17 protein-coding genes are annotated in these 21,639 nt (G+C 54.4%); 11 read left to right on the top strand and 6 right to left on the bottom strand.

Annotated features, from left to right (window positions below; genetic code table 11):
- The first annotated feature begins 143 nt into the window (after positions 1-143).
- Genes AC2TF6_RS26555 through AC2TF6_RS26545 form a run of 3 tightly spaced genes read left to right on the top strand, consistent with a single transcriptional unit; the run spans position 144 to position 1,952 of the window.
- Positions 144-638: an RNA polymerase sigma factor gene (locus AC2TF6_RS26555; protein WP_491309224.1), complete on the top strand. Its 495-nt coding sequence runs from the start codon at positions 144-146 to the stop codon at positions 636-638.
- Positions 628-1,215 (top strand): anti-sigma factor, encoded by a 588-nt coding sequence (locus tag AC2TF6_RS26550; protein ID WP_491309223.1) that lies wholly within the window; start codon positions 628-630, stop codon positions 1,213-1,215. Before AC2TF6_RS26555 ends, AC2TF6_RS26550 begins: the two co-directional genes overlap by 11 nt.
- On the top strand, positions 1,212-1,952 hold the full coding sequence (locus AC2TF6_RS26545) for a YfjL-like protein (RefSeq protein WP_491309222.1): 741 nt from the start codon (positions 1,212-1,214) through the stop codon (positions 1,950-1,952). The genes AC2TF6_RS26550 and AC2TF6_RS26545 overlap by 4 nt, the downstream gene beginning before the upstream one ends.
- Before the next feature lie 117 nt (positions 1,953-2,069).
- On the opposite strand, the gene AC2TF6_RS26540 is transcribed toward AC2TF6_RS26545, so the two are convergent.
- From AC2TF6_RS26540 to AC2TF6_RS26525, 4 genes are all read right to left on the bottom strand, one after another.
- Positions 2,070-2,648: a hypothetical protein gene (locus AC2TF6_RS26540; protein ID WP_491309221.1), complete on the bottom strand. Its 579-nt coding sequence runs from the start codon at positions 2,646-2,648 to the stop codon at positions 2,070-2,072.
- A gap of 134 nt (positions 2,649-2,782) precedes the next feature.
- Complete coding sequence (locus AC2TF6_RS26535; protein WP_491309220.1) at positions 2,783-3,646, bottom strand: carbohydrate ABC transporter permease; 864 nt, start codon at positions 3,644-3,646, stop codon at positions 2,783-2,785.
- Between the two features lie 20 nt (positions 3,647-3,666).
- The gene (locus AC2TF6_RS26530; protein WP_491309219.1) at positions 3,667-4,554 is read right to left on the bottom strand and encodes a carbohydrate ABC transporter permease; all 888 of its coding nucleotides are present in this window, start codon (positions 4,552-4,554) and stop codon (positions 3,667-3,669) included.
- Between the two features lie 110 nt (positions 4,555-4,664).
- Entirely contained in the window at positions 4,665-5,927 is a 1,263-nt protein-coding gene (locus tag AC2TF6_RS26525; RefSeq protein WP_377596218.1) for a sugar ABC transporter substrate-binding protein, read from the bottom strand.
- A 348-nt stretch (positions 5,928-6,275) separates the two neighbouring features.
- On the opposite strand from AC2TF6_RS26525, the gene bglX reads away from it, so the two are divergent.
- The 6 genes from bglX to AC2TF6_RS26495 all read left to right on the top strand — a co-directional run bounded on the left by bglX (position 6,276) and on the right by AC2TF6_RS26495 (position 15,971).
- Positions 6,276-8,435: a beta-glucosidase BglX gene (gene bglX / locus AC2TF6_RS26520; RefSeq protein WP_491309218.1), complete on the top strand. Its 2,160-nt coding sequence runs from the start codon at positions 6,276-6,278 to the stop codon at positions 8,433-8,435.
- Between the two features lie 21 nt (positions 8,436-8,456).
- On the top strand, positions 8,457-11,861 hold the full coding sequence (locus tag AC2TF6_RS26515; protein ID WP_491311721.1) for a GH36-type glycosyl hydrolase domain-containing protein: 3,405 nt from the start codon (positions 8,457-8,459) through the stop codon (positions 11,859-11,861).
- A 160-nt stretch (positions 11,862-12,021) separates the two neighbouring features.
- Positions 12,022-12,987 carry a LacI family DNA-binding transcriptional regulator gene (locus tag AC2TF6_RS26510; RefSeq protein WP_491309217.1) on the top strand — a complete coding sequence of 322 codons (966 nt, stop codon included), beginning with the start codon at positions 12,022-12,024 and terminating at the stop codon, positions 12,985-12,987.
- 159 nt (positions 12,988-13,146) lie between these two features.
- Complete coding sequence (locus AC2TF6_RS26505; RefSeq protein WP_491309216.1) at positions 13,147-14,763, top strand: copper amine oxidase N-terminal domain-containing protein; 1,617 nt, start codon at positions 13,147-13,149, stop codon at positions 14,761-14,763.
- Positions 14,764-14,948: 185 nt separating this feature from the next.
- The gene (locus AC2TF6_RS26500) at positions 14,949-15,527 is read left to right on the top strand and encodes a TetR/AcrR family transcriptional regulator (protein WP_491309215.1); all 579 of its coding nucleotides are present in this window, start codon (positions 14,949-14,951) and stop codon (positions 15,525-15,527) included.
- A gap of 183 nt (positions 15,528-15,710) precedes the next feature.
- Complete coding sequence (locus AC2TF6_RS26495; RefSeq protein WP_491309214.1) at positions 15,711-15,971, top strand: hypothetical protein; 261 nt, start codon at positions 15,711-15,713, stop codon at positions 15,969-15,971.
- Here AC2TF6_RS26495 and AC2TF6_RS26490 read toward each other — a convergent pair.
- Entirely contained in the window at positions 15,895-19,167 is a 3,273-nt protein-coding gene (locus AC2TF6_RS26490; protein WP_491309213.1) for a S8 family serine peptidase, read from the bottom strand. The genes AC2TF6_RS26495 and AC2TF6_RS26490 overlap by 77 nt on opposite strands.
- A 278-nt stretch (positions 19,168-19,445) precedes the next feature.
- Between AC2TF6_RS26490 and AC2TF6_RS26485 the strand changes: the two genes are divergently transcribed.
- Together AC2TF6_RS26485 and AC2TF6_RS26480 are read left to right on the top strand one after the other, a co-directional pair.
- Positions 19,446-20,315: a DUF6597 domain-containing transcriptional factor gene (locus tag AC2TF6_RS26485; RefSeq protein ID WP_491309212.1), complete on the top strand. Its 870-nt coding sequence runs from the start codon at positions 19,446-19,448 to the stop codon at positions 20,313-20,315.
- Between the two features lie 62 nt (positions 20,316-20,377).
- Positions 20,378-20,866 (top strand): DinB family protein, encoded by a 489-nt coding sequence (locus AC2TF6_RS26480; RefSeq protein ID WP_491309211.1) that lies wholly within the window; start codon positions 20,378-20,380, stop codon positions 20,864-20,866.
- A gap of 133 nt (positions 20,867-20,999) precedes the next feature.
- Here AC2TF6_RS26480 and AC2TF6_RS26475 read toward each other — a convergent pair whose 3' ends face one another.
- Positions 21,000-21,419, bottom strand: a complete 420-nt coding sequence (locus tag AC2TF6_RS26475) for a DUF4395 family protein (RefSeq protein WP_491311720.1) — start codon at positions 21,417-21,419, stop codon at positions 21,000-21,002.
- Positions 21,420-21,639: the final 220 nt, after the last annotated feature.

The following is a 21,639-nucleotide window of genomic DNA, read 5'->3' as shown; positions in this document are numbered from 1 at the left end:
GCCTACTCGGTTCCAGGGGCTTTTTTTCTGTGCAAAAACGGAAAAAAATTTCCGAATCCTGTAACGAACGGACGCTTTCTGGTACAAATAAGAAGAACGGCAAAAGCATGCCCAACGGATGAGGCTTCGAATGAGGAGGGCGCATGGGGCTTGAAGAGCTTTATCGAGAGATTCAACCGCAAATGTATGCATTTTTCTATGTGAAAACGCAGAGCAGAGAGGCGGCCGAAGACCTGACCCAGGAGGTTTTCTACGAAGCGGTCAAAGGGCACGGCTCCTTCAGGGGAGATTCGACGGTCCGGACCTGGTTGTTCGGAATCGCGAAGTATAAGCTGAGCAAATATTACCGGTCCAAAAAATACGGGCAGGAACTGGCGGCAAAACTTGCGGCGGAAAGCCGCGAATCCGTCACGACGGAGAAGCAGGTGCTGGACCGCGAGGACCGCGATATTTTGCTGGAACGGATTTTCCGGCTGGATGAGGTTTCCCAGGAAATCGTCACGCTGCGCATGTATGCCGAGTTGTCTTTCCGGGAGATCGGACAGATTATCGGCGCTACGGAAAACAGCGTCCGGGTAAGATTCCACCGGATCAAGCTCCAACTGCACAAAGAGCTGGAGGGATATTATGAACGATAAACATACGGTACGGCACATTATCGAGGATCTGCTGCCGCTTTACGAGGAAGGCTTGCTGAGCGAAGAGACGGCCAGGTGGCTGGAAGCGCAGACCGCGGACGACGCCGATTACGAGAAGCTCGTCCGCTTGTCGGGACAGAGCTTGCCTAAACCGGAACTGCCGGAGCCGGCCGAGGACTATGCGAAGATGATGGCGAAGATCAACCGGAAGCTGTCTCTCTATCAGCTGCTGTTTATGGCGATTTCGTTCGTGCTGGCCATCCGCACGTCGCTGCTTAACGAAAGCTTCGGCTTTGTTTTGTGGTATGCCGTGCTCGGCTTCGTCACGTATCTGTTTTATAAACAGATGAAAATCGTGTTTTTCCTCTCGTTTGCGCCTGTTTTTCTATGGTCCATAGGAGACAGCATTTATGAAATCGTAAACGGTTCGGGGGACGGGGGAATGGGAGTGTTTGTCTTTTCGCCTTTATTGGTAGCTGTTGTGACAGCCTCCATTCACTGCCTGTTTGCCTTTGTAGGGAGCTTGATGGGGATGTTGGCAGTAAAGATCAGAAAGATGGGGGAAGAGTCCGAATGAAGACACGTAAGAAGAGAAAGGGCATGTATATCGCCCTGCTGGTGCTGCTTGGTCTGCTTGTCGGTTCGCTGTATAACTCGCTGAACGGGAATCCGCTTAGCAAATGGCTGGCCGGACGCGAGCTGCAGCAGTTTCTGGCGGAGCATTATCCGGAGAAGCGGCTAAGGATTGAGAAAGGGTTTTACGACTTCAAATTTAAGCGTTACGAATTCCGGGTGAAGGAAATCGGGGCAGACGCGGATAAAGGAGAGCCAGCGGAATATGAATTCTCCGTAGGCGGCTGGATACCCGTGGTGAAGATGGACGGCATCCGGTCCGCCAACCTCGATATGGCTTTGATGGAGCGGTTGAGCGGGGATGCCGCGGCGGAGCTTCAAGCTGTTTTTGCGCGGCGGGTTCCTGCGGTCCGGGAGGTCACCGTCCAGCTTGAGGTCGTCAAAGGACAGCTGGCGGAGAATACCGCCTGGACTCCGTCCCTGAAGCTGGATGAACCGCTGTACATCCACGTGGTGACGGATGCGGCGGGCGCTTCCAAGCAGCAGGTTGCCGAAGCGGCGGCGGAGATCGCGGCCGTTCTGGACGCAGGAGGGTACGATTACGGACACGTGACGATTAACGCGAACGTGATGGACGACGAGGCGGGCAAAGACCCGTACGGCTATGTAAAATACGTCGCGCGCTTCGATAAAGGCGGCGGAAAGGTGAGCGCGAAGGACGTGGAGGAAGTGACGAAATAGGAGCGGGAAATGAAGGAGGAGGACGCGGGGAAGGTGGGACAAGGGGCGAATAAGGAGCCCTGCGGGCGCGGTTCGGGGATTTCTGTGCATTGAAGCGCCAGCGTCCCCGTAGACCGTCTAGGAGCCTCTGCGGTAAATGACTTTACCGTCAGCGTCTATGCCTTGAACCTCTTTGATCCCGACTGTGCTGTTCATGTTGACCTGTAAAAAAGTTCTTTTGTCCTTATCTAGTTTAAGATGGAACAAATCATTTCTGAAATCGGTCATTCTAATTTCATTTATTTTATCATTGGTGCAATAACCCGCCATGACGAAGTAGGGCTTTTTTGCATCTCCTGCCGTCTCTCCGCCTATTTGAAAATTGGTTATTTCCATATCGGAAAGAGATAGAGCCGTTTCCGTACGAATGATTTTCCATGCATTATCCTTAAACGTGAGATAGGACAGCCCCTCGTGGAGTTGATTGTCTTTTGTAAAAAAGAAATAAACAAACGTATCCTCGCCTTCGTGCTTAATCTCCTGAGGTTCAAACTCCGCAAGGATAATCCCTTGGCTTTTTTCCACATCCTGTTTTAAAAGAAGAGTGAGTTCGTTCTCTTCCATCCTCTTTTCAATTTTAAAAGGTTGCTTCTCTGCAGTTGAACAGGAAATGATCAATAAAAAGAGGGATAAGATGCTCCATTTAATTAATTTCATTTCGGTTCTCGCTTTCCCATAAATGGTCATACCTAATTTTACAGCATCCACCAAGAAAATGGTAAAAGAAAACCGGTACTGTTCCCAGCACCGGCTATATCCTCGAACCTATATGATTTTTTCAATCGCTCCGCTTATTTCATCCCCGATATCGAATAGTTGTCGATGATGTACTTCTGGAAGATCGCGAAGATGATCAGAATCGGCACGACCATAAAGGCGGAACCGGCCATCTGCAAGGCGAAGTTGCTGTCATACTGGCCTTTCAGCAGCGACAAGCCGACGGACAGCGTGTACAGCTTCTCGTCGTTGGCGATAATGAGCGGCCAGAGGAAGCTGTTCCATCCCGCGATGAAGGTCAGGATCGCCTGCACCGACAGGATCGGCTTGGAGATCGGCAGCACGATCTGAGCGAAGGTGCGCAGCTCGCTGGCGCCGTCGAGCCGGGTCGCTTCCAGCAGTTCGTCCGGGATGGTGGACATGAACTGGCGGAATAGGAAGACGCCGAACGCTCCGACGAGGCCGGGCAGCACGACGCCGACCAGCGTGTTGGTCAGCCCGATGGAGTTCAGGATCAGGTACACGGGAATCATCGTGACCTGTCCGGGAATCATCATCGTGGCGAGCACGAGGTAGAAAAGACCCTCGCGTCCCTTGAAGCGGTATTTGGCGAAGCCGAAGCCCGCCATCGCGTTCAGGAACAGGCCGACGAAGGAGAACAGCACGACGATCAGGGTGTTTTTCAGGTAGACGCCGAAATTCATCCGTTCGAACAGGTTTTTGAAATTTTCCATCGTAAACGTCTCGGGAAACAGGGTGGGCGGGATACGCAGCACTTCACTTTCCGGTTTGAACGCCGACAGAATCATCCAAACGAACGGAATGAGGAAGACGATGCCGCCCAAGGCGAGCAGGACAAACACGAGTCCTTGGAAAAAGGGGCTCGATCCCGATGTCCCTGCGCCAGCCGGACGTAATTTTGCAGCTTTTGCAGCCATAAGCTTTTCCTCCGTTCTTTTTACATGTCCGTATCTTTATTCTGAAACCGGAATTGAATGAGCGTAATAATGATGATGGCGACGAACAGGATAAACGAACCCGCCGCGGCGTAACCGAAGTTGCTCAGCTTGAAGCCGTTGTTGTAAATGAACAGGGCCACGGACGTAGTGCCGTCCAGCGGTCCGCCTTGCGTCATGACGAACGGCTCTTCGAAGAATTGCAGCCAGCCGATCATAGTCGTGATGGACACGAAGAAAATGGCGAAACGCAGCATAGGAACTGTAATATGGATCATTTGCTTCCATGTGCTGGCGCCGTCGAGCTGAGCCGCTTCATAATACGTTTTCGGAATGCCCTGTAGAGCGGCGACGAAAATAATCATGTTCAGACCCACGGCCCGCCACAAGGCGAGGAGGATCAGGGAGATTTTCGCGATCAGGGGATCGGTCAGCCACGGAACCTTATCGAAACCGGCCGATTCCAGCACGTAGTTGAACAGACCGAACGCCGGGTTGTACAAATAGCTCCAGACGACAGCTACCGCGACTACGTTGGTAACGGAAGGGAGGTAGTAAATGACCCGGAATGCTTTGAAAACGCGGGAGGCTCCGTAATTAATCAGCAGCGCAATGCCGAGCGAAAGAATAACGACACACGGAACCCCGATGATCACGTAAAACAGCGTGTTGGTAATCGATTTAATAAAAATCGGGTCCTGCAGGACGCTGATATAGTTTTTGAAGCCGATGAAATTAATGTTGGAATAATCGGCAAGACCTGCGAGATCCATATCGGTGAAACTGATAATGAGCGCAATAAAGATCGGCAGCAGCGAGAAAACCGTAAGCAGGATCAGAGTCGGCGCAATAAAAAAGTACGGTGCTTTGCTGTTGCTGAAGCCCTTCATCTCATGTCCCTTCTTTCACTGTCGTCCAGCCCGGTAAAAAGGATGGACCGTTAATAGCCGGACCGGCCCCTGCGGGCCGGTCAGCTTCGGGTTATTTCCCGTCCGTGCGTTTACTTGTTCAAAATTTGCTGGGCCTGCTTGTTGAAGGCGTCCAGCTCCGGTTTGACTTCCGCCTGACCGCGGTAGATGCGTTCGAAGCTTTTCAGGTAAGCCTGGGCGATTTCTTCCCATGGTTTGATCATCGGCATCGGCTCGGAAGCTTTCATCTGCTCGCCGATCACTTTATAGTTCGGATCTTCCTTCAGAACAGGATCTTCCCATGCTTTCTTGGTGGAAGGCATCGACTGTGTCATTTCGAGCCATTTCAGCTGGGTTTCCGGCTTGCTCATATAGGCAATGAATTTCATCGCTTCTTCTTTATGCTCCGTATGCTGGAAAACCGACAAGTTGGAGCCGCCCAGCGCGGAAATGTTGTTTTCTTTCTTCGGAAGGACGGCCGTGGCCCACTTGCCTTTCAGATCGGGAGCCTTGTCGTTGATGAGCTTAACCATCCACGGGCCGCTGATGAACATCGGCACGATGCCGTCTCCGCTCAAGCCCTGCACAGCGTCGATACCGAGATCCTTCGGCGCCGAGCCGTTCTTGAAGAAGCTGTTGAGATAATCCACGGCTTCAACGAACTGCGGCTGATCGAACAAAGGCTGCTTGCCGTCCAGCAGCTTGGAGCCGTTTTGACGGGCGAACATGAAGGTTAGAGACTGCTCCTTCGGATCGAGCGAGATGCCGTATTTGCCGCTGCCGCGTTTAGTCAGCTTTTGGGCGGCGTCCTGAAGTTCTTCCCACGTTTTCGGCGCCTCGTTATAGCCCGCCTCTTTAAGAAGGTCCGTGCGGTAGTAGAGAACGCGGGTGTCGATGTACCACGGTACGCCTACCGTTTTATCTTCATATTTGGTCGTTTGGATCGAACCTGGATAGAAGTTGTCTTCTTTGATTTCGGGATATTTGTCCGTCATCGATTTAAGGTCCATCAAAGCGCCCGCCGCCGCGAATTCCGGAATCCAGGTCGTTCCCATTTGCAGAACATCCGGACCCTTCTTGGAAGCGACCGCCGTCAGCAGCTTGTCGTGAGCCGAGGCCCAAGGCAGCGCCTGCACATTGATTTTGATGTTCGGATTATCCTTCTCGAACTGTTCCGCGATTTTCGGAAGGGATTTCGCTTCTTCGCCCATTCCCCATACATTCAGCGTCACCTTACCTCCGGACTCTCCGCTGCCTTTATCGCTGCCGCCTGCGTTGCTTCCTCCGCAACCCGATAGAACGCTTGTCAAAAGAACCGTAGTCGCAATGCCTGCCGCCCAATTTTTCCGTTTCATACTGTCTGCCTCCCGTAGGAATCCTTATTATGGTGATAGTTTACCCTAAATCGTAAAGGTTAAATGTTAACTGAAAAACAATCGAAACGTTTCGAAATCATTATAAAACATCCTGGAACCGTATTCAAGTTCTATTTTGGATAAGTATAAACCGCTTACAAAACTCTTTTCTATTGATAAACTCCGTTTGACTTCATTCGAGAAGGAGGGTTATAATTCAAATCAAAGAAAATCGAAACGTTTCACTTAACATTCTATGTAAGCAATTTGCGAAGTGCTTCGGCACTCGTGTCCATTAAAACTTCTATAACTAAAAGCAAGAAAAAATCTGCGCGAGGAGGCGGCGGAATGACGGAACAACAGCTGCTGGCTAGGATAAAGGAAATGACGCTGGAGGAAAAAATCGCTCAGCTGCTGCAGCTGGCGGGTCCTTTTTTTGAAGGGGCGGACGGGCAGATTACCGGTCCCATGGCATCCATGGGCATTACCGGCGAGATGACGGCCCACGCGGGCTCCGTTCTGGGCGTAGCCGGTGCCGGGCAGGTCAAGGCCGTCCAGGAAGCTCACCTGCGCGGCAGACCGGAAGCGATTCCGCTGTTGTTTATGGCGGACGTTGTGCACGGATACCGGACAATCTTCCCGGTACCGCTGGCCACCGGCTGCTCCTGGGATATGGAGCTGGCCGAGAAAAGCGCGGAAATCGCGGCGAGAGAAGCCGCCGTATCCGGCGTGCACGTGACCTTCGCCCCGATGGTCGACCTGGTGCGCGATCCCCGCTGGGGACGCGTAATGGAGTCGACGGGCGAAGACCCGTACCTGAACGGGGAATACGCGCGGGCTTTCGTGCGCGGATTCCAGGGCGCGGACCTGACCGGCGACAAGGAGCGGGTGGCGGCCTGCGTCAAGCATTTCGCCGCCTACGGCGCGGGGGAAGGCGGCCGCGATTACAATACGGTGGACATGTCGGAGCGCCAGCTCCGGGAGCAGTACCTGCCGGCTTACAAGGCCGCTCTGGAGGAAGGCTGCGAGATGGTTATGACGTCCTTTAATACGGTGGACGGCATTCCGGCCAGCGGCAACAAACGCCTCATGCGCGACCTGCTGCGCGGGGAATGGAACTTCGACGGCGTCCTGATCTCCGACTGGGGAGCCGTCAAGGAGCTGATTCCGCACGGAACCGCCGCGGATGAAGCCGAAGCCGCCCGCCGGGCGATCGAGGCGGGCGTCGACATCGAGATGATGACCGCGTGCTACGTGCATCATCTCCCGGCGCTTGTCGCCTCCGGCGAAGTCGATGAAGCGCTCATCGACGAAGGCGTGCTCCGCATTCTGCGGCTTAAACAGAAGCTCGGCTTGTTCGACGACCCCTACCGCGGCGCGGATGAAGAGCGCGAGCGGGAAGTGGTGCTCTGCGCGGAACACCGCAGCGCGGCAAGAGAACTGGCGCAGAAATCGTGCGTTCTGCTCAAGAACGAAGGCGTCCTGCCGCTGAAGCCGGACCGCAGCATCGCCCTGATCGGCCCGTTCGCCAAGAGCGGCGACATTCTCGGGCCGTGGTCGTGGCTCGGCTCGCAGGACGAAGCGGTGCCGCTGTACGACGGCCTGGCCGCGCACACCGATCCGTCCCGGATCACGGTTGCGGAAGGCTGCGGCATCGAGAGCGGCACGCCGGAGCAAACCGCGGCCGCGCTGGAAGCGGCGCGCGGCGCCGATGTGATCGTGCTGGCGCTGGGCGAGCACTCCGGCATGAGCGGCGAGGCTTGCAGCCGCGGAGACATCCGGCTGCCGGAAGCGCAGCTGAGGCTTGTCGCCGAGCTGCGGACGCTCGGCAAGCCGATGGCGGCCGTGCTGTTCAACGGCCGTCCGCTCGACCTGCACGGCCTGATCGATCAGACGGACGCCGTGCTGGAGGCCTGGTTCCCGGGCACCGAAGGCGGCGCGGCGATCGCCGATCTGCTCTTCGGCCGGGCAAACCCGTCCGGAAGGCTGTCCATGAGCTTCCCGCACAGCGTAGGGCAGGTGCCGGTCTATTACAATCACTTTAATACGGGGCGCCCCAAAGATGCGCCGGACGCCCAGGAGCATTACGTTTCCAAATATCTGGATATTCCCAACGAGCCCTTGCTTCCGTTCGGGTTCGGTTTAAGCTACACGACCTTCGCCTACGACACTCCGACACTTGACTCTGCAAGTATGACGGCGGAACAGCCGCTGACGGCACGGGTCAATGTGATCAATACGGGGGAGACCACAGGAGAAGAAGTCGTCCAGCTGTATATACGTGACATGGCAGGCGAGGTCGTCCGTCCGGTCAAGGAATTGAAAGCGTACCGGAAACTGTTCCTGAAACCGGGTGAAACGGCCGAGGTTCGGTTCGACTTAACCGAAGAACAGCTCCGTTACCATCATTCCGACTTGAGTTTTGCAAGCGATCCGGGAGAGTTTGCCGTCTTCGTCGGCCCGAACAGCCGTGATACCGCAGAGCTCCGGTTCCGATTAACGAAGTAAAGAAAGCGAGTGAACATCACCATGACCCAGTTGAAGGATCGGTCGTTACAACTGAAATCGGGCAGCCTGCAATTCTCCTTCCTGAACAGCGGGGATATCGCGGAGATTGGATCCGGTTCTACCCTGATCAACCAGTGGATCGGTAATCCGCTGGACGGCTCCATGAACAACCTGTATCTGCGTCTGCACCGTGAAGAAGGCATTCAGGCGTATCCTCTGCTCGGAGTCCGCTCGGCCAGCCACATGAGCCGGAAGGAGTCCGGCATCGCTTGGAACGGAGAAATTGAGGGCATTTCTTATGAAGTAACGTTTACGCTGACTCCGCAAAATATCTGGTTTTGGGACGTATTGCTGACGGGAGGAACCGGGGATACCCCGGTTGATATCTTGTACGGCCAGGATCTCGGTCTAGCGGACAAAGGAGCGGTGCGGAGCAACGAAGCGTACATGTCCCAATATATCGACCACAGCGTTTTCCAAGACGAAAAGCGCGGGTATGCCGTCTGTTCCAGACAGAACCAGCCGCAGGGGGGGGCTTTTCCCTATGTGCAGCAGGGTTCGCTGACGGGAGCGGATGGATACTCTACCGACGGCTTCCAATTTTACGGGCTTTCCTATAAAGAAACGGATAAGCCCGAAGCGTTAGCCCGTCCTCATCTCGCCAATGAGATTTACCAGTACGAGTTTGCTTATACGGCCCTGCAATCCGGTCGTGTCGTTCCGGGTGCGGAGCCGGTCCGGTTCGTTTTTTACGGACTGTTCAAAGAGAATCACCCCGAAGCCGTTACCGCTCTTGAGTACGGCTCGGAAGTTTCCGCAGCCTGGGAGCAGGCCGAGGCTTTGAACGCGGCTGCCGACGGCGGCAATAACGGCAGAGTAAGCGAAAGCGGCTCCGGCGCTCTGGAACCGGTGCGTTTGTCGGATGACATCGGAGCTCCGCTTACCGGTTTGACGATGACTGCGGAAGAAGTGGCCGGATATTTTCCCGACCGCCGTCTGGAAGAAACGCTGGAAGGCGAGCTGCTTTCCTTTTTCACGGAGACAAATGAGCATGTCGTGCTGAAAGCCAAGGAGCTCCGCGTAGAGCGTCCGCACGGGCATATTCTGATGAGCGGGGATAACGCCCGACTCCGGGAATCCGTTCTGACATCGACCGCATACATGTACGGCTTGTTCAATTCCCAGCTGACCGTGGGCAATACTTCGTTTAACAAAATGCTGACGAACGCCCGCAACGCTCTCAACGTCTCCAAAACGTCGGGTCAGCGCATTTATATCGAAACCGGCAGGAAATACCGTCTGCTGACGATGCCGTCCCTGTTCGAGATCGGGTTCAACTATACCCGTTGGTACTATAAACTGGCCGATGACACGGTCGTCGTAACCGGCTTTACGGCAGCGGATGCGCCGGAGGTTCGTCTCCAGCTCCGTTCCGTCCAGGGCAAAACCTACCGTTACCTGGTTACTCATCAGGTTTCGATGAACAACAACGAATATGAAGCTCCGTTTCATCTGTCGGTACAAGAAGACGGTCAAACGCTCCTATTTACGGCGGACGCGGCCTCGGACAGTGCGCAGGTATGGCCGGATCTTACCTACCGCATGCAGGTCGCAGGCGCTCCGCTGCGCGTGACCGACGAAACGCGTCTTGCTGCGGGGGCCGAGCCGGGCTCCGCCTCCCTGGCCGTTCTGGAACTGGGAGAAAGCTCCTCCTGGAGTATGACCGTCCAAGGTCTTTTGCGCGGGGAAGAGCTGACGTTTGCGGACCGGGAAGCGGATCTGGAAGCGGAGCGTTATCGTGCATTCCTCGGGTCCGTCATGAACGGCTTCCACCTGTACCGGGCGGGCGGGGAGGACGATCCGGAGCTGGCGAAAATGAACGTGCTTGCCTGGTGGTACACTCACAACATGCTCGTTCATTATTCCGTTCCGCACGGTCTGGAACAGTACGGCGGAGCCGCCTGGGGAACGCGTGACGTATGCCAAGGCCCGTCCGAATACTTCCTGGCGACCGGGAAATACGGTGAGGTCCGGGACATTCTCCGGACCGTGTTTTCCCATCAGTTCGAAGACGACGGCAGCTGGCCGCAGTGGTTCATGTTCGACCGGTATTCCCATATCCAGCAGGAAGAAAGCCACGGGGACGTCATCGTCTGGCCGCTTAAGGTGCTCGCCGATTATTTGAGCGCCACCGGGGACTTTTCGATCCTGGACGAGCAGCTTCCGTATACGAGGCGCCACGGAGGGGACTTTACGGAAGAGACCGCTTCCCTGCTGGAGCATGCCGTCAAGGAAATCGGCTACATCCGCAGCCATTTCCTGCACGATACGCACCTGTCCTCCTACGGGGACGGAGACTGGGACGACACCCTTCAGCCGGCTAACGCTCAGCTGAAGCGGTTTATGGTCAGCTCCTGGACCGTGTCGCTGACCTACCAGGTCTTCCGCCGGCTCTCTGTCGTGCTGGCGGACAGCCGCAGCGCGCTGGCGGCGGAGCTGCGCGGCATGGCGGACGGCATCCAGGCCGATTACATGCGCTATGTGCTGCCGTCCGAAGCGTCCGTGATCCCAGGCTTCTTGTACATGGAGGAGCCCGGCAAAGCCGAGAAGATGCTCCATCCGGAGGATACGAAGACGGGGATCACCTACCGGCTGCTGCCGATGACGCGCAGCATGATCAGTGAGCTGCTGACGCCGGAGCAGGCGGAAGCCCATTACCGCCTCATCAAGGCGGAAATGTACTGTCCGGACGGCGTCCGGCTCATGAACCGGCCCGCGAATTACGCGGGGGGCGTCAGCACGAACTTCAAGCGCGCGGAGCAGGCCGCGAACTTCGGCCGCGAAGTCGGCCTCCAGTACGTGCACGCCCATATCCGCTTCGTCGAAGCGATGGCGAAGCTGGGCAAGACCGGCGAAGTATGGCGCGGGCTCCAGATGATCAACCCCGTCCGCCTGCAGGACGTGGTTCCGAATGCGGAGCTCCGCCAGAGCAACGCGTACTTCAGCAGCTCCGACGGCAAATTCAATACCCGTTACGAGGCGCAGGAGCGCTTTAGCGAGCTGCGTGACGGCAGCGTGCCGGTCAAAGGCGGCTGGAGAATCTACTCCAGCGGTCCGGGAATTTACATGAACCAGCTCATCTCGAACGGTCTCGGCATCCGGATGGACGCCGGAAGTCTCATCGTGGACCCCGTGCTGGGCGAGGAGCTGGACGGTCTCTGCTTCCGGTTCCGCATTCTGGACCGGCCTGTTACCTTCGAGTATCACCTGAGCGGCCGTGAAGTTTCCCGCGTCACGCTAAACGGACACGAAGCGTCCGCCGAGAGACTGCCAAACCGTTACCGGACGGGAGGACTCCGTCTGAGCGGCGAGCAGCTGAAAAGCCTGACCGAGGATGGGCCGAACGTGATCGAAATTTACAGCTAAAGGCGAAGCGAAAGGCGATCTTCACGGATCGCCCTTTTGCATCTCTTTTACCGGTTCATTTAATGGTATAGTAAATAAATAGAAGCGTGAGTACGGAGTGTGAGAAGGTTAAACGAAACCAGAGAAAACAGCGAATGCAACAAGGTTAGGAGCGAGAATAGTGGTAAGCATTAAAGATATCGCAAAAAAAGCCGGCGTGTCCATTTCGACGGTATCTTACGCGCTGAACGGCAGCCCCAAGGTAACCGACGAGACGTGCGCCCGGATTTTGGCGATCGCCAAGGAACTGAACTATACCCCGAATGCGGCAGCCCGTACGCTAAAAAAGCGGGAAAGTAAAATTATCGGCGTCTTTCTGACCGATTTCAGCGGACCTTTCTACGGACATCTTTTGCAGGGAATCAAGGAGTATTTAAACGGGCACGATTACGAGCTTATCGTCTGCAGCGGGTCCCAATCCCACCGCTTCCTGCCGGAACGGATGATCGACGGGGCCATTATCCTGGATGCCGCTTTTACCGACGAAGAACTGCTGCAGCATGCGGACCGGGGCCATAAAATCGTCGTGCTTGACCGCGAGCTGATTCACCCGAACATCAATCAGGTGCTTCTGGACAACAAGGCGGGGGCCAATTTGGCTGCCGATTACGTCCTGGAAAAGGGGCACCGCAAGCTATATGTGGTAGCGGGGCCGCAAGATTCTTACGATTCCGACAAGCGCTTACATGCCGTGCGGCAAACCGTAGGGCGCTACAAGGATGTGGATTGCACCGAGCTGCCGGGCAGCTTCGACAAAGAGTCCGGGGAGAAAGCCGCACGGCGCATCCTGGAGGCCTATAAGGAGCCGGCTGCCGTTCTTTGTCTCAACGACGAGATGGCGGTTGGCGTCTATAATACCGTGGCGGAATCGGATTACCGCATCGGCGAGCACATCCATATTATCGGCTTCGATAATATCGAGCTGTCGGCGTACGTCAGCCCGCGGCTGGCCACGATCGATTATTCCAAGCACAAGTGGGGCGCGCTGGCGGCGGAACAGCTTTTGAAGTTGATCGCCGGCGAGAAGGTCGAGCATGAACGGATCTACGTCACGCTGGTGAAGGGCGAGTCGGTGGGGGATGCGTAGGGTCATCTGCTGCAAAAAAACAAGAAAGGCGCGAGAGAAATCTCGGGATCTTTCTTGTTTTTTTGTTGTGAATAAAGCTTATAAAAACTAAAAAATAGGTAGATACAGGAAGAAGGAAAAATATTATACTGAAAATAACACAAAATCAGGAGGAAATATATGTTATTAAGAAGATTATTAAAGTTAGCCCTATTATTATTTGGAGTTTCTATAAGTATTCATTACCAGGGTCATGTGTCGGCGGAGTCTGCGGGAACGAACCGAATTATTACTCTGACGATCGATAATCCTCAAGCGGATATTGACGGGCAGAAAACTCTTATGCCTGCAGCCCCTATATTGATGAAAGATACCAGCATGGTCCCGTTCCGGTTTCTCGGAGAACTGTTGGGAGCGGAAGTGGGCTGGGAAAATTCGACACAGACGGTTACCCTAAAAGGTACCGGTCAGACTGTAACGTTGTCAGTCGGCCAGCGCGAAGCCAACGTAAACGGAGTTTCGACGATCCTGGATCAGCCGGCGGCAATCGTAAATGACACAACCCTAGTGCCTCTGCGCTTTATCGCCGAGAGTTTGAACCGCAACGTTGCTTACGACAATGCTTCCAAGGTGATCACTATCGTACCTAAAGAAGAGAATAAACCGGTTCCCCCAGTCCCTGAAAAAGAAGCTCCAAAGAAGAAGCTGGAGCATCCGACCGTCGATAATCTCTCTCTTAAGATAGGGAAATCCTATATAAAGATATGTATTAAATTTTTAGAGTGCAAGAGTGCGAAAACACGCTTTGTATCCAGTTTTGTGACCGATTCTAACGACGATATTTATATGATTGACTACGATTCGAAACGCCAATTCAAGTACGAGTATGTTATCTCCAAGTATAATCAAAAGACGGGAGATAACAGAAAGTTGGAACAAGTTTTGAATTTAAACGAAAAGTTTGATATCGAGTATTTGGATAAAAAAAATCAGGTTCAAAGTCTGTCCTATAGAGACTTGGCTCCCGAGAAAATTTTTTACGATGAGAAGCGCGATAAACTGTATATGTTGGCGAGTGTAGATAAGAAAGATATTAAAATAGTCATTTATGAAGTTCTTCCCGAGGTAAAATTGATTACTTATAATGCCGATGAGACATTATTTGACGAAGAGAATGACATAATGACAACGTTGGATGGCGTTAACTTAATCTTCAGTAATACCTTCTTTGGAAGTATTTATTCGGTAGAAGCGGGAAAAGAACGATCTCTAAAAGCGGTTATAGCAGCTGAAAAGAAGCCCAAGCTTGTTTCACTCATTAAGGACAACAAGATTTATTTAATGGATTACGTAAATAAAACCATTCATATGCTGCGGGAAGACGGACGTCTTATCGAGATTGCCAAAATAAAGATGGAGAAGATCGGCGCAGCCGCCTCCAAAGGCGAATTTTTTTATGCGGCTGATAAAAACGGATTCTATAAAATCGATGTCACCGGTAAAGTCGAGGATTACGTGAAATTAAGCGAGCTTCGTTACAATAGTGGCTTGTATGAGCCTAAAACCAAAACCTACGATCGTCTCGCGACGAGTAACTTTAATTTTGAGGATTTGCCTTATTCTCCGTTTAGCCCGCGTGGACCCGGTGGGGAGGTTGCTGTGGGAACTTTAGAAATGGAATTTTTCGATGATTCTATTCCTGTAGACTTTGCCGTAGACAGCCAGGGCAATATTATTATTCATGACAATGAACACAAATTGCTAAGACGAATCAATGTTTATGGATATGAACAATAATGTGATATTCCGGCCTATGTAAAATTCAGGGCGATCGGTTCTCCAACATTTTGGACTGATCGCCTGTTTTTTTATCTTTGAAAAACTAGTTCCATTTAAAAATAGTCCTCACATTCGTCACCCCTTTAGGGTTTGTCTGTCTATCCGCGCGGTGATAAGATAGGGGAAGGAAGGGGAAGAGGGTTATGGCGAGACAACGGGCGTTTACTAAATCGGAGCTGCTGGACGCGACCGAGCGCTTATTGATGGAGCGCGGCTATGACGGCTTTCATCTGAAAGCCTTGTCCGAAATGCTGTCGGGCGCAAGAAGCACAATCTACGAATATTACGCCAACAAGGAAGAGATCGTCGCGGCCTGCATGCGCAGAACGATGGAGCAGACGATCGAGGCTTGCGAAGGGATCGAGCAGCTCGAACCGGTAGCGGCCATAAAAAAAGTGCTGCTTATTTTTCTGGAGTTGTCGAACTTCCATACGCTGATGCTGGCGGCCCCCAAAATCGACGAAACGGCCTCGGACAAAGCGAGACGGGATCTTGAATTTTTGAATGAAGGCCATGCGGACTTGAAAAAAAAGCTGACCGCTCTGTTCCAAAAAGCCCAGGAAGCGGGCTCGCTGAGAGCGGATATTCCTCTTCCGGTGATCACGGCGGTTTTTTTTCATGCCATCGACACGCCGAATTGGCTGAACGTGCCGACCGAGGAATGGGCGGACATGCTTTTTGGCCTCTGGTGGAACGGCGGAGGGAATCCCCTGACTAAATAAACCGGGGTGACGTGTAAAGGAACCGCGGAGTTCCGGCAGGCCCCTTTTCCATAAGCTAAATTTGCCGGCTATGTCGATAAAAGACGTCTGCCGCTAAGGCTGACCTTGCTGAAGCTGTCAGCCTGCGGCACATGCCGGACTATAAAAAAGCCATCTTTCCGGCTGCCCTGAGGCAGCCGGAAGATGGCTTTTTTGCTGACGCCGCTGACGCCGCTGACGCCGCTGACGCCGCTGACGCCGCTGACGCCGCTGACGCCGCTGACGCCGCTGACGCCGCTGACGCCGCTGACGCCGCTGACGCCGCTGACGCCGCTGACGCCGCTGACGCCGCTACGCGCAGCTTATTCCGTTGAAGCGCCGATCCGCTTTATTCGGCAAGCGCGCTCTCATCGGCTGTCTGGCGCTGCGGAATGGACGATTTGCTCAGCACGACAGGAACTTTGACCGTGGTTTTGACGGCCGGGTTCTTGGCGGAAGAGATCGTGACGGTCAGCTCGACGTTGACGACCCCGCTGTTCGGAACGAACTTCAGAACGCCGCTGTTGTCGACATAAGCTTTGTTGGAGCTGTTCGTTACCTTGTACACGATTCCGTCCGTTTTAGGGAGCTGCAGAACCGGCTGGTTGATTTTGCGCGTATTGACGATTTTGGCTTTAAAATCGTCTTTCGCTTTGGCGACGCGGTCGCTCTCCAGGTTGGCGATACGCAGGGAGCTGTAAGCCGTATAGGAGATGCCGCCCACGTTGTTGCCGAACTCGTCGATCTTCTGAGCGATTACGGCGAGCTTGTAGGTGCCTTCTGCAAGCTGTTTCACCTTCAGGTTACCGTTCGCATCCAGTTCTCCGTCCACATAAGAACCGTCGATGCCTTCGAACGAGTAAGCGCCCGGCTCGATCAGCTTGAGTCGGCCGTTAGCGTCGGTCTGTGTGATTTCGTCGAGGATGCCGATTTCTTTGTCATCGAGTCCCACAGCCCAGAGGGAAATCGCGTTCACGTCCTTGGCCGTCAGGCGGAAGGAAAGGTCGGTTGTGGTCGGGGAGCCGTCACGATTATCGGGATAAATGGCATTTTCCGTTTGCTCCAGTTCCTGCAGACCGAATCCGTTTTCCGGCTTATCCTGGCCGACGTGAACGGCGAAAGGCAGGTGCAGCGAAGGCTGGCCGCTTCTTTCCAGAAGCACTTCGCCTTCATAAACGCCTTTAACCGCATTGTTCTTCGGTGTTACGGACAAATAAAATCCTTTGGAAGCGCCGGCCGCAACGGTCAGTTTACCGTTTTGCAGACCGAGCAGCTGAACGGTCAGGTTCGTGACATCCGGCGTTTTGGTCGGAGCGTTCGGATCCGACGTTACGTTCGGATGCAGCACGACTTTGGCCGAGTACGTCACGCTTTGCTTCGATACGTTCTTCAGCTGAAGCTCCTTCTGGGCGTTCGTTCCCGGAGCCAGAAGGCCGAAACTGACGGACGGATTGTAGTTCGTCACGGCTTGCGGCTGCCAGTACTTATCGAGAATGGTGATCGGCTCCACGGATTGGAGCAGCGCCTGCGTATTCACGGCAGTACCCACGTTCGCACGGCCTGCGCCCTGCGAGTAGACGTCGTACAGCTTGCCGTCCAGGTCGCTGATTTTGTCCGACGTGTTAGCCAGCGCAGCGCGGATATCCAGCGGCGACCAGTCCGGATGCTGCTGTTTCAGCAGCAGCGCAAGTCCGGCTACGTGCGGAGTGGCCATGCTGGTACCGCTGATGCGGCTGTAGGCGGTATTGTAGTTCGCATTCGGTTTTTGCTTGCCGTAGGCAGGCCATGTGGACAGAATGCTCACACCCGGCGCGCTGATATCCGGCTTGATGCTCAGGTCACCGTCCACATTCGGACCGCGGGAGCTGAACGTCGCCATCGTATCGCCCGGGATTTCGCTCTTCGGATAGTTGGCCCCGAAAGCGAGCTTCAGCGTCTGGCCTTGAGCGGCCAGTGCTTTTCTGGCGAGAGCGCGTCCTTCCGTGCCTTTCATGTCGAAGGTCGGAATGTACTCGAAGCCGTCGCCGAGGAAAGCGGCGGAACCGACAAAGCCGTCACGGCCGATGACCGACTCGGAAAGATCGGCTTTAGTCGCATCTCCGCGTTCGGTGTTGCCGTTGAAAATAATCGCCGCTTTCGCGCCTCTTTGCTTGGCGTTGGCGATTTTGTCCACGAAGGCGAGATTACCGCGGGAGATCAGCACGACTTTGCCGGTTACGTCTTTGCCTTCATAATCCTGAGGCTGACCCAGGTTGACGTACACCACGTCCCTAGGGTTGGTGCCCAGAATGGAGGCGAAGTTTTCCTGGCCGGTTTCCCAGGCCATCACGTTGAGATTGTATCCGGCGGCCGCAGGCGTCACCGGCGGGACTGCAGCGGCGCCCGGGGAAACGGGCGGCGTATAGACCGCCTCCGATACGGATGCCGTGTACTGCGTTTTCGGGCTGGTTACGGCGCCTACGGAGATAGCGAGCTGCGAAGTCGCGGGCGATCCCAGCGAATAGTAGTAAGGCCCTTTGTCCGCCGCGTTGCCGTTCGCGATAACGGCGGTTACGCCGCCGAGCACGGCGTTGTTGATAGCCACGACATCGGGAGAGTTAGGGTCTTTCTCGGCGTCGGAGCCGAGCGACAGGTTAATGACGTTCATGCCGTCTTTAACCGCATGCTCGATGCCGTCGATGACCTGAGCCGAGGAGCCGGACGATTTGCCCGTTTCGGGATTCCGGCCGAGCACTTTATATACATACAAATCGGCTTCGTAAGCGACGCCTTTTTGAACGATGTCCGAGCTTGGGTTGGATGCTCTTCCTACGATCGTTCCGGATACGTGGGTGCCGTGAGACGTCCCGTCAAATCCGGTGCCGTAGGGGTCTTCCTCCGGAGTAAGCGGAGGCTCTTCGTAAGGGTCGTTATCCTTCTCGAAGGAATCGTAGCCGCCTTTGTAGGCATCCTTCAAGTCGGGGTGAAGATAGTCGACTCCGGTATCGATAACGCCGACTTTGAGGCCTTTGCCGGTGAGGCCTTTGGCCCAGGCGACATCCGCGCCGATCTGTTTCAGCGGAGTGATGTCATAGTTGGGGCTGCTTACATCGAGCCCTTGCGGTTCGTCTACGGGGATCGGGAAATAGTTGGCGCTGGGGTGAATCGATTTAACGCCGGCCAGTTTTGCCAGCGCGGGAATTTTGTTGGCCGGAACGGTTACTTCCAGTCCGTTTAAAACGGTATTATACTGGTAATTGACCTGGAGGTTAATTCCGCTGCTTTTGGCGGCGCTGACCAGAGCGGTCTGCTCCTGCGTGATGGCCGATTCGGTAGATTCGGCTGCCAGAGCGGACATGCCCAGCTTGGCGGCGTATTTGCCTACGGCGACCGGCTGATTTTGCAGCTGGACAATAACACGGACGGAATTCGTGGAGGCCGTATTCAGTTTCGGGGAAATATACCCCTTGACCTGGCCCGGGAGCGAGTTTGTACCGGGATTCAGAGAACCATTGAGCTGGGTACGCGGATGGATGCTTTTGCCGGACTGGGCTGCACTGGCATGAGGCAGCGCCGTGCCTGCAACGAATGCAAACGCGAGCGACATCACGGATAATTTTTGGATGAGATGGCGATTTTTCAACTAGTTCCCTCTTTTCATTCATATTTGAACAATAAACGAGCTAGTGAACGATCCGGAACCTCCTCCCTTTTCAAGATCAGGCCTGTACAATAGGTAAGACAGTTCCTAAAGGCCATGTATTCCATAAAAAATGGATAATTTCAGCTTTTTTACAGAAAATATTTTATTTTCGTGATAAACGGGTTGGAAATTGCCTTTAAAATGAGCCTTGCTCGGCTTTTCTTGCGGGCTTATAGTGGGAGATAGAGGATAAAAGGGTGGGGGGCTTCTGGGGGAAGATGGATGCGAGACTGCACGACTTATTCCGGCCCGTTCAGGCGAATGGAAGAGTTTCTACCTATATATATGAAGAAAAAGGGCCGTCCCCCGTTCTCAAGCCGTACGTATGCTGCTATTGGCAGTCCGAACCGCGCGGAGTTGAGGCTGCGCCGCTGCTTCTTCGGCCGGATGCGGTGGACCGGGTTCTTCCCGACGGCTGCACGGATATCATTTTTACGGAGAATCTGAAAACGGGTGAAATGCACGTAAGGTACTGTGGGACTTTCCAGCAAGCTTTTACCCTTTCCTATGAGGAGGGGGCGCCCATGAGAAAGTTTGGAATCCGTTTTCTGCCCGGCGGCGCGTATCCGTTCCTGCGGACGGCCTTGTCCGAATTTCACGATCAGGCGGTTGCGGCCGGGCAAATCGGCCCGGTTATCGGGGGAGAAACAGAGGAGCGCGTGCGGGGGGCCCGTTCTTTCCGGGAAAGAATCGGAGCGGTCGAAGCGTGTCTGGTGCGGCAGCTGAGTGACAAGGGGACGGACGGGGACATCCGGATGAAGAATGTGCTGTACCGCGTTTTTATTTCAGGCGGCGTGGAGACGGTAAGCGAACTGGCGCGGTCCGAAACCATCAGCACGAGACAGCTTCACCGTTCGTTCAATCAATGGGTGGGCCTCAGCCCGAAAAAGTTCGCTGAAGTGGTGCGGTTTCAAACGCTCCTCAGGGACATTCAGGCCGGTTCCGTCACCGATTGGGCGGCTGCGGCGGCAGAACGCGGATTTTTCGATCAGGCTCATATGATCCGCGAGTTCAAGAGATTTTACGGGGCATCGCCGATAAAGGCGGCTGCCGAATACCGGGGCATGTCCGATTTATCCTATCTGTAAGCAGTCGGGTTTGGTTATACTGTTATGTATCTCGGATGGAACAAGAAAGGATGGAATTACCTATGAGCGGAGTTATGCAAATCAGGGATCATCTTCTGGACGAGCTGGAGCTGTCGGTCCGGACAAGCGAGGCGCTGATCCGGCGGATCAGACCGGAGGAGTGGGGGTTCACCCCGGGGGAAAACATGCGGACACTTCTGCAGCTCGTCCATCATATTGCCGCTTTGCCCGCCTCGGACCTGGCCATTTTGCAGGAAAAAACGCAGCCGGAGGTTGAACTTGTCGAAAACGGCGCGCAGGACATGACGGACCCGGAACAACTGGCGAAGCGGCTGCGGACTCACTTCGATACGCTGAAAGCTTATATGGTTTCGCTGAGCGAAGACGAGCTTTTGAACAAAGAAACGAAAGCTTTCTATCTGGAGCACAGCATGCCTCAAATCAAATGGCTGATCGAAATCGTGACGCATCTTTTCCACCATCGTTCGCAGCTGTACAATTATTTGAAGCAGAACGGTCATGAATTGAACTTCTTTATGCTGTACGCTTAAAATAAAAAAACAGGAAGGAGCCGCACTCCTTCCTGTTGTCCGACCGCCGTTAAACCGGCGGAAGGATCGTCACGTCTTATTGCGGAACCCGCCGGTTGACCGGCGGGTTCTTTCTTTTGAGCAAGTACGGGTGTTAGGAGCGGTTCAGCCGTCTTCTCGCCAGGAGTTGTTTGTACTGGAAGTAAACCGTGCAGCCGATGCAGTAGCCGAGCAGAGCGGTTCCGGCGGCCGCCAGCAGCATGCCGGCAAATATGTAGCCCGCAGCCGTCCAGCCGACGGAGAACGAGAGCACGGACAGAAGGAGGAACAGCACGGCGAGCACGTTGTTGAAGCGCTGAAGCTCCGCCGCCTGGGTTTCGCCGTTCGTCCGCAAGAAAGGCTTGGCCGCCTGCACGAACAAGTTCCAGTGGAGCAGCAGACCCGCCAATTGTACGGCAAGCAGCAGGCCGAGCAGCCAAGGCTGACGGGTAGCGATCGTAAGCACCACGAACAGGACGATGCCGGCCTGATTCGCTTTGATATAGGACATAGGGATTTCTTTCAAGAAGATCACCTCACGAGTCGTCAAAGATTTATAACCAACTTAACCGATAGGTTTTGATAAGTCAATCCGTAATCCTTTCCGTTCGTTTCGCGTCCATATTCCCGTTCCGCCTCCACCCGGACGCTTACAAAATCTTCAAGCATACTTAACGCAGCGCTGACATAGTACTGGTAGAGTAAGAGACATGCAGGAACAACTGAATATCCAAGGGTAAGAGTCCAGGAGAAAA

Source organism: Paenibacillus sp. JNUCC 35, from assembly GCF_058269095.1.
Note: the sequence above shows the minus strand (reverse complement) of the source record. Positions and strands in the feature narration are given on the sequence as shown.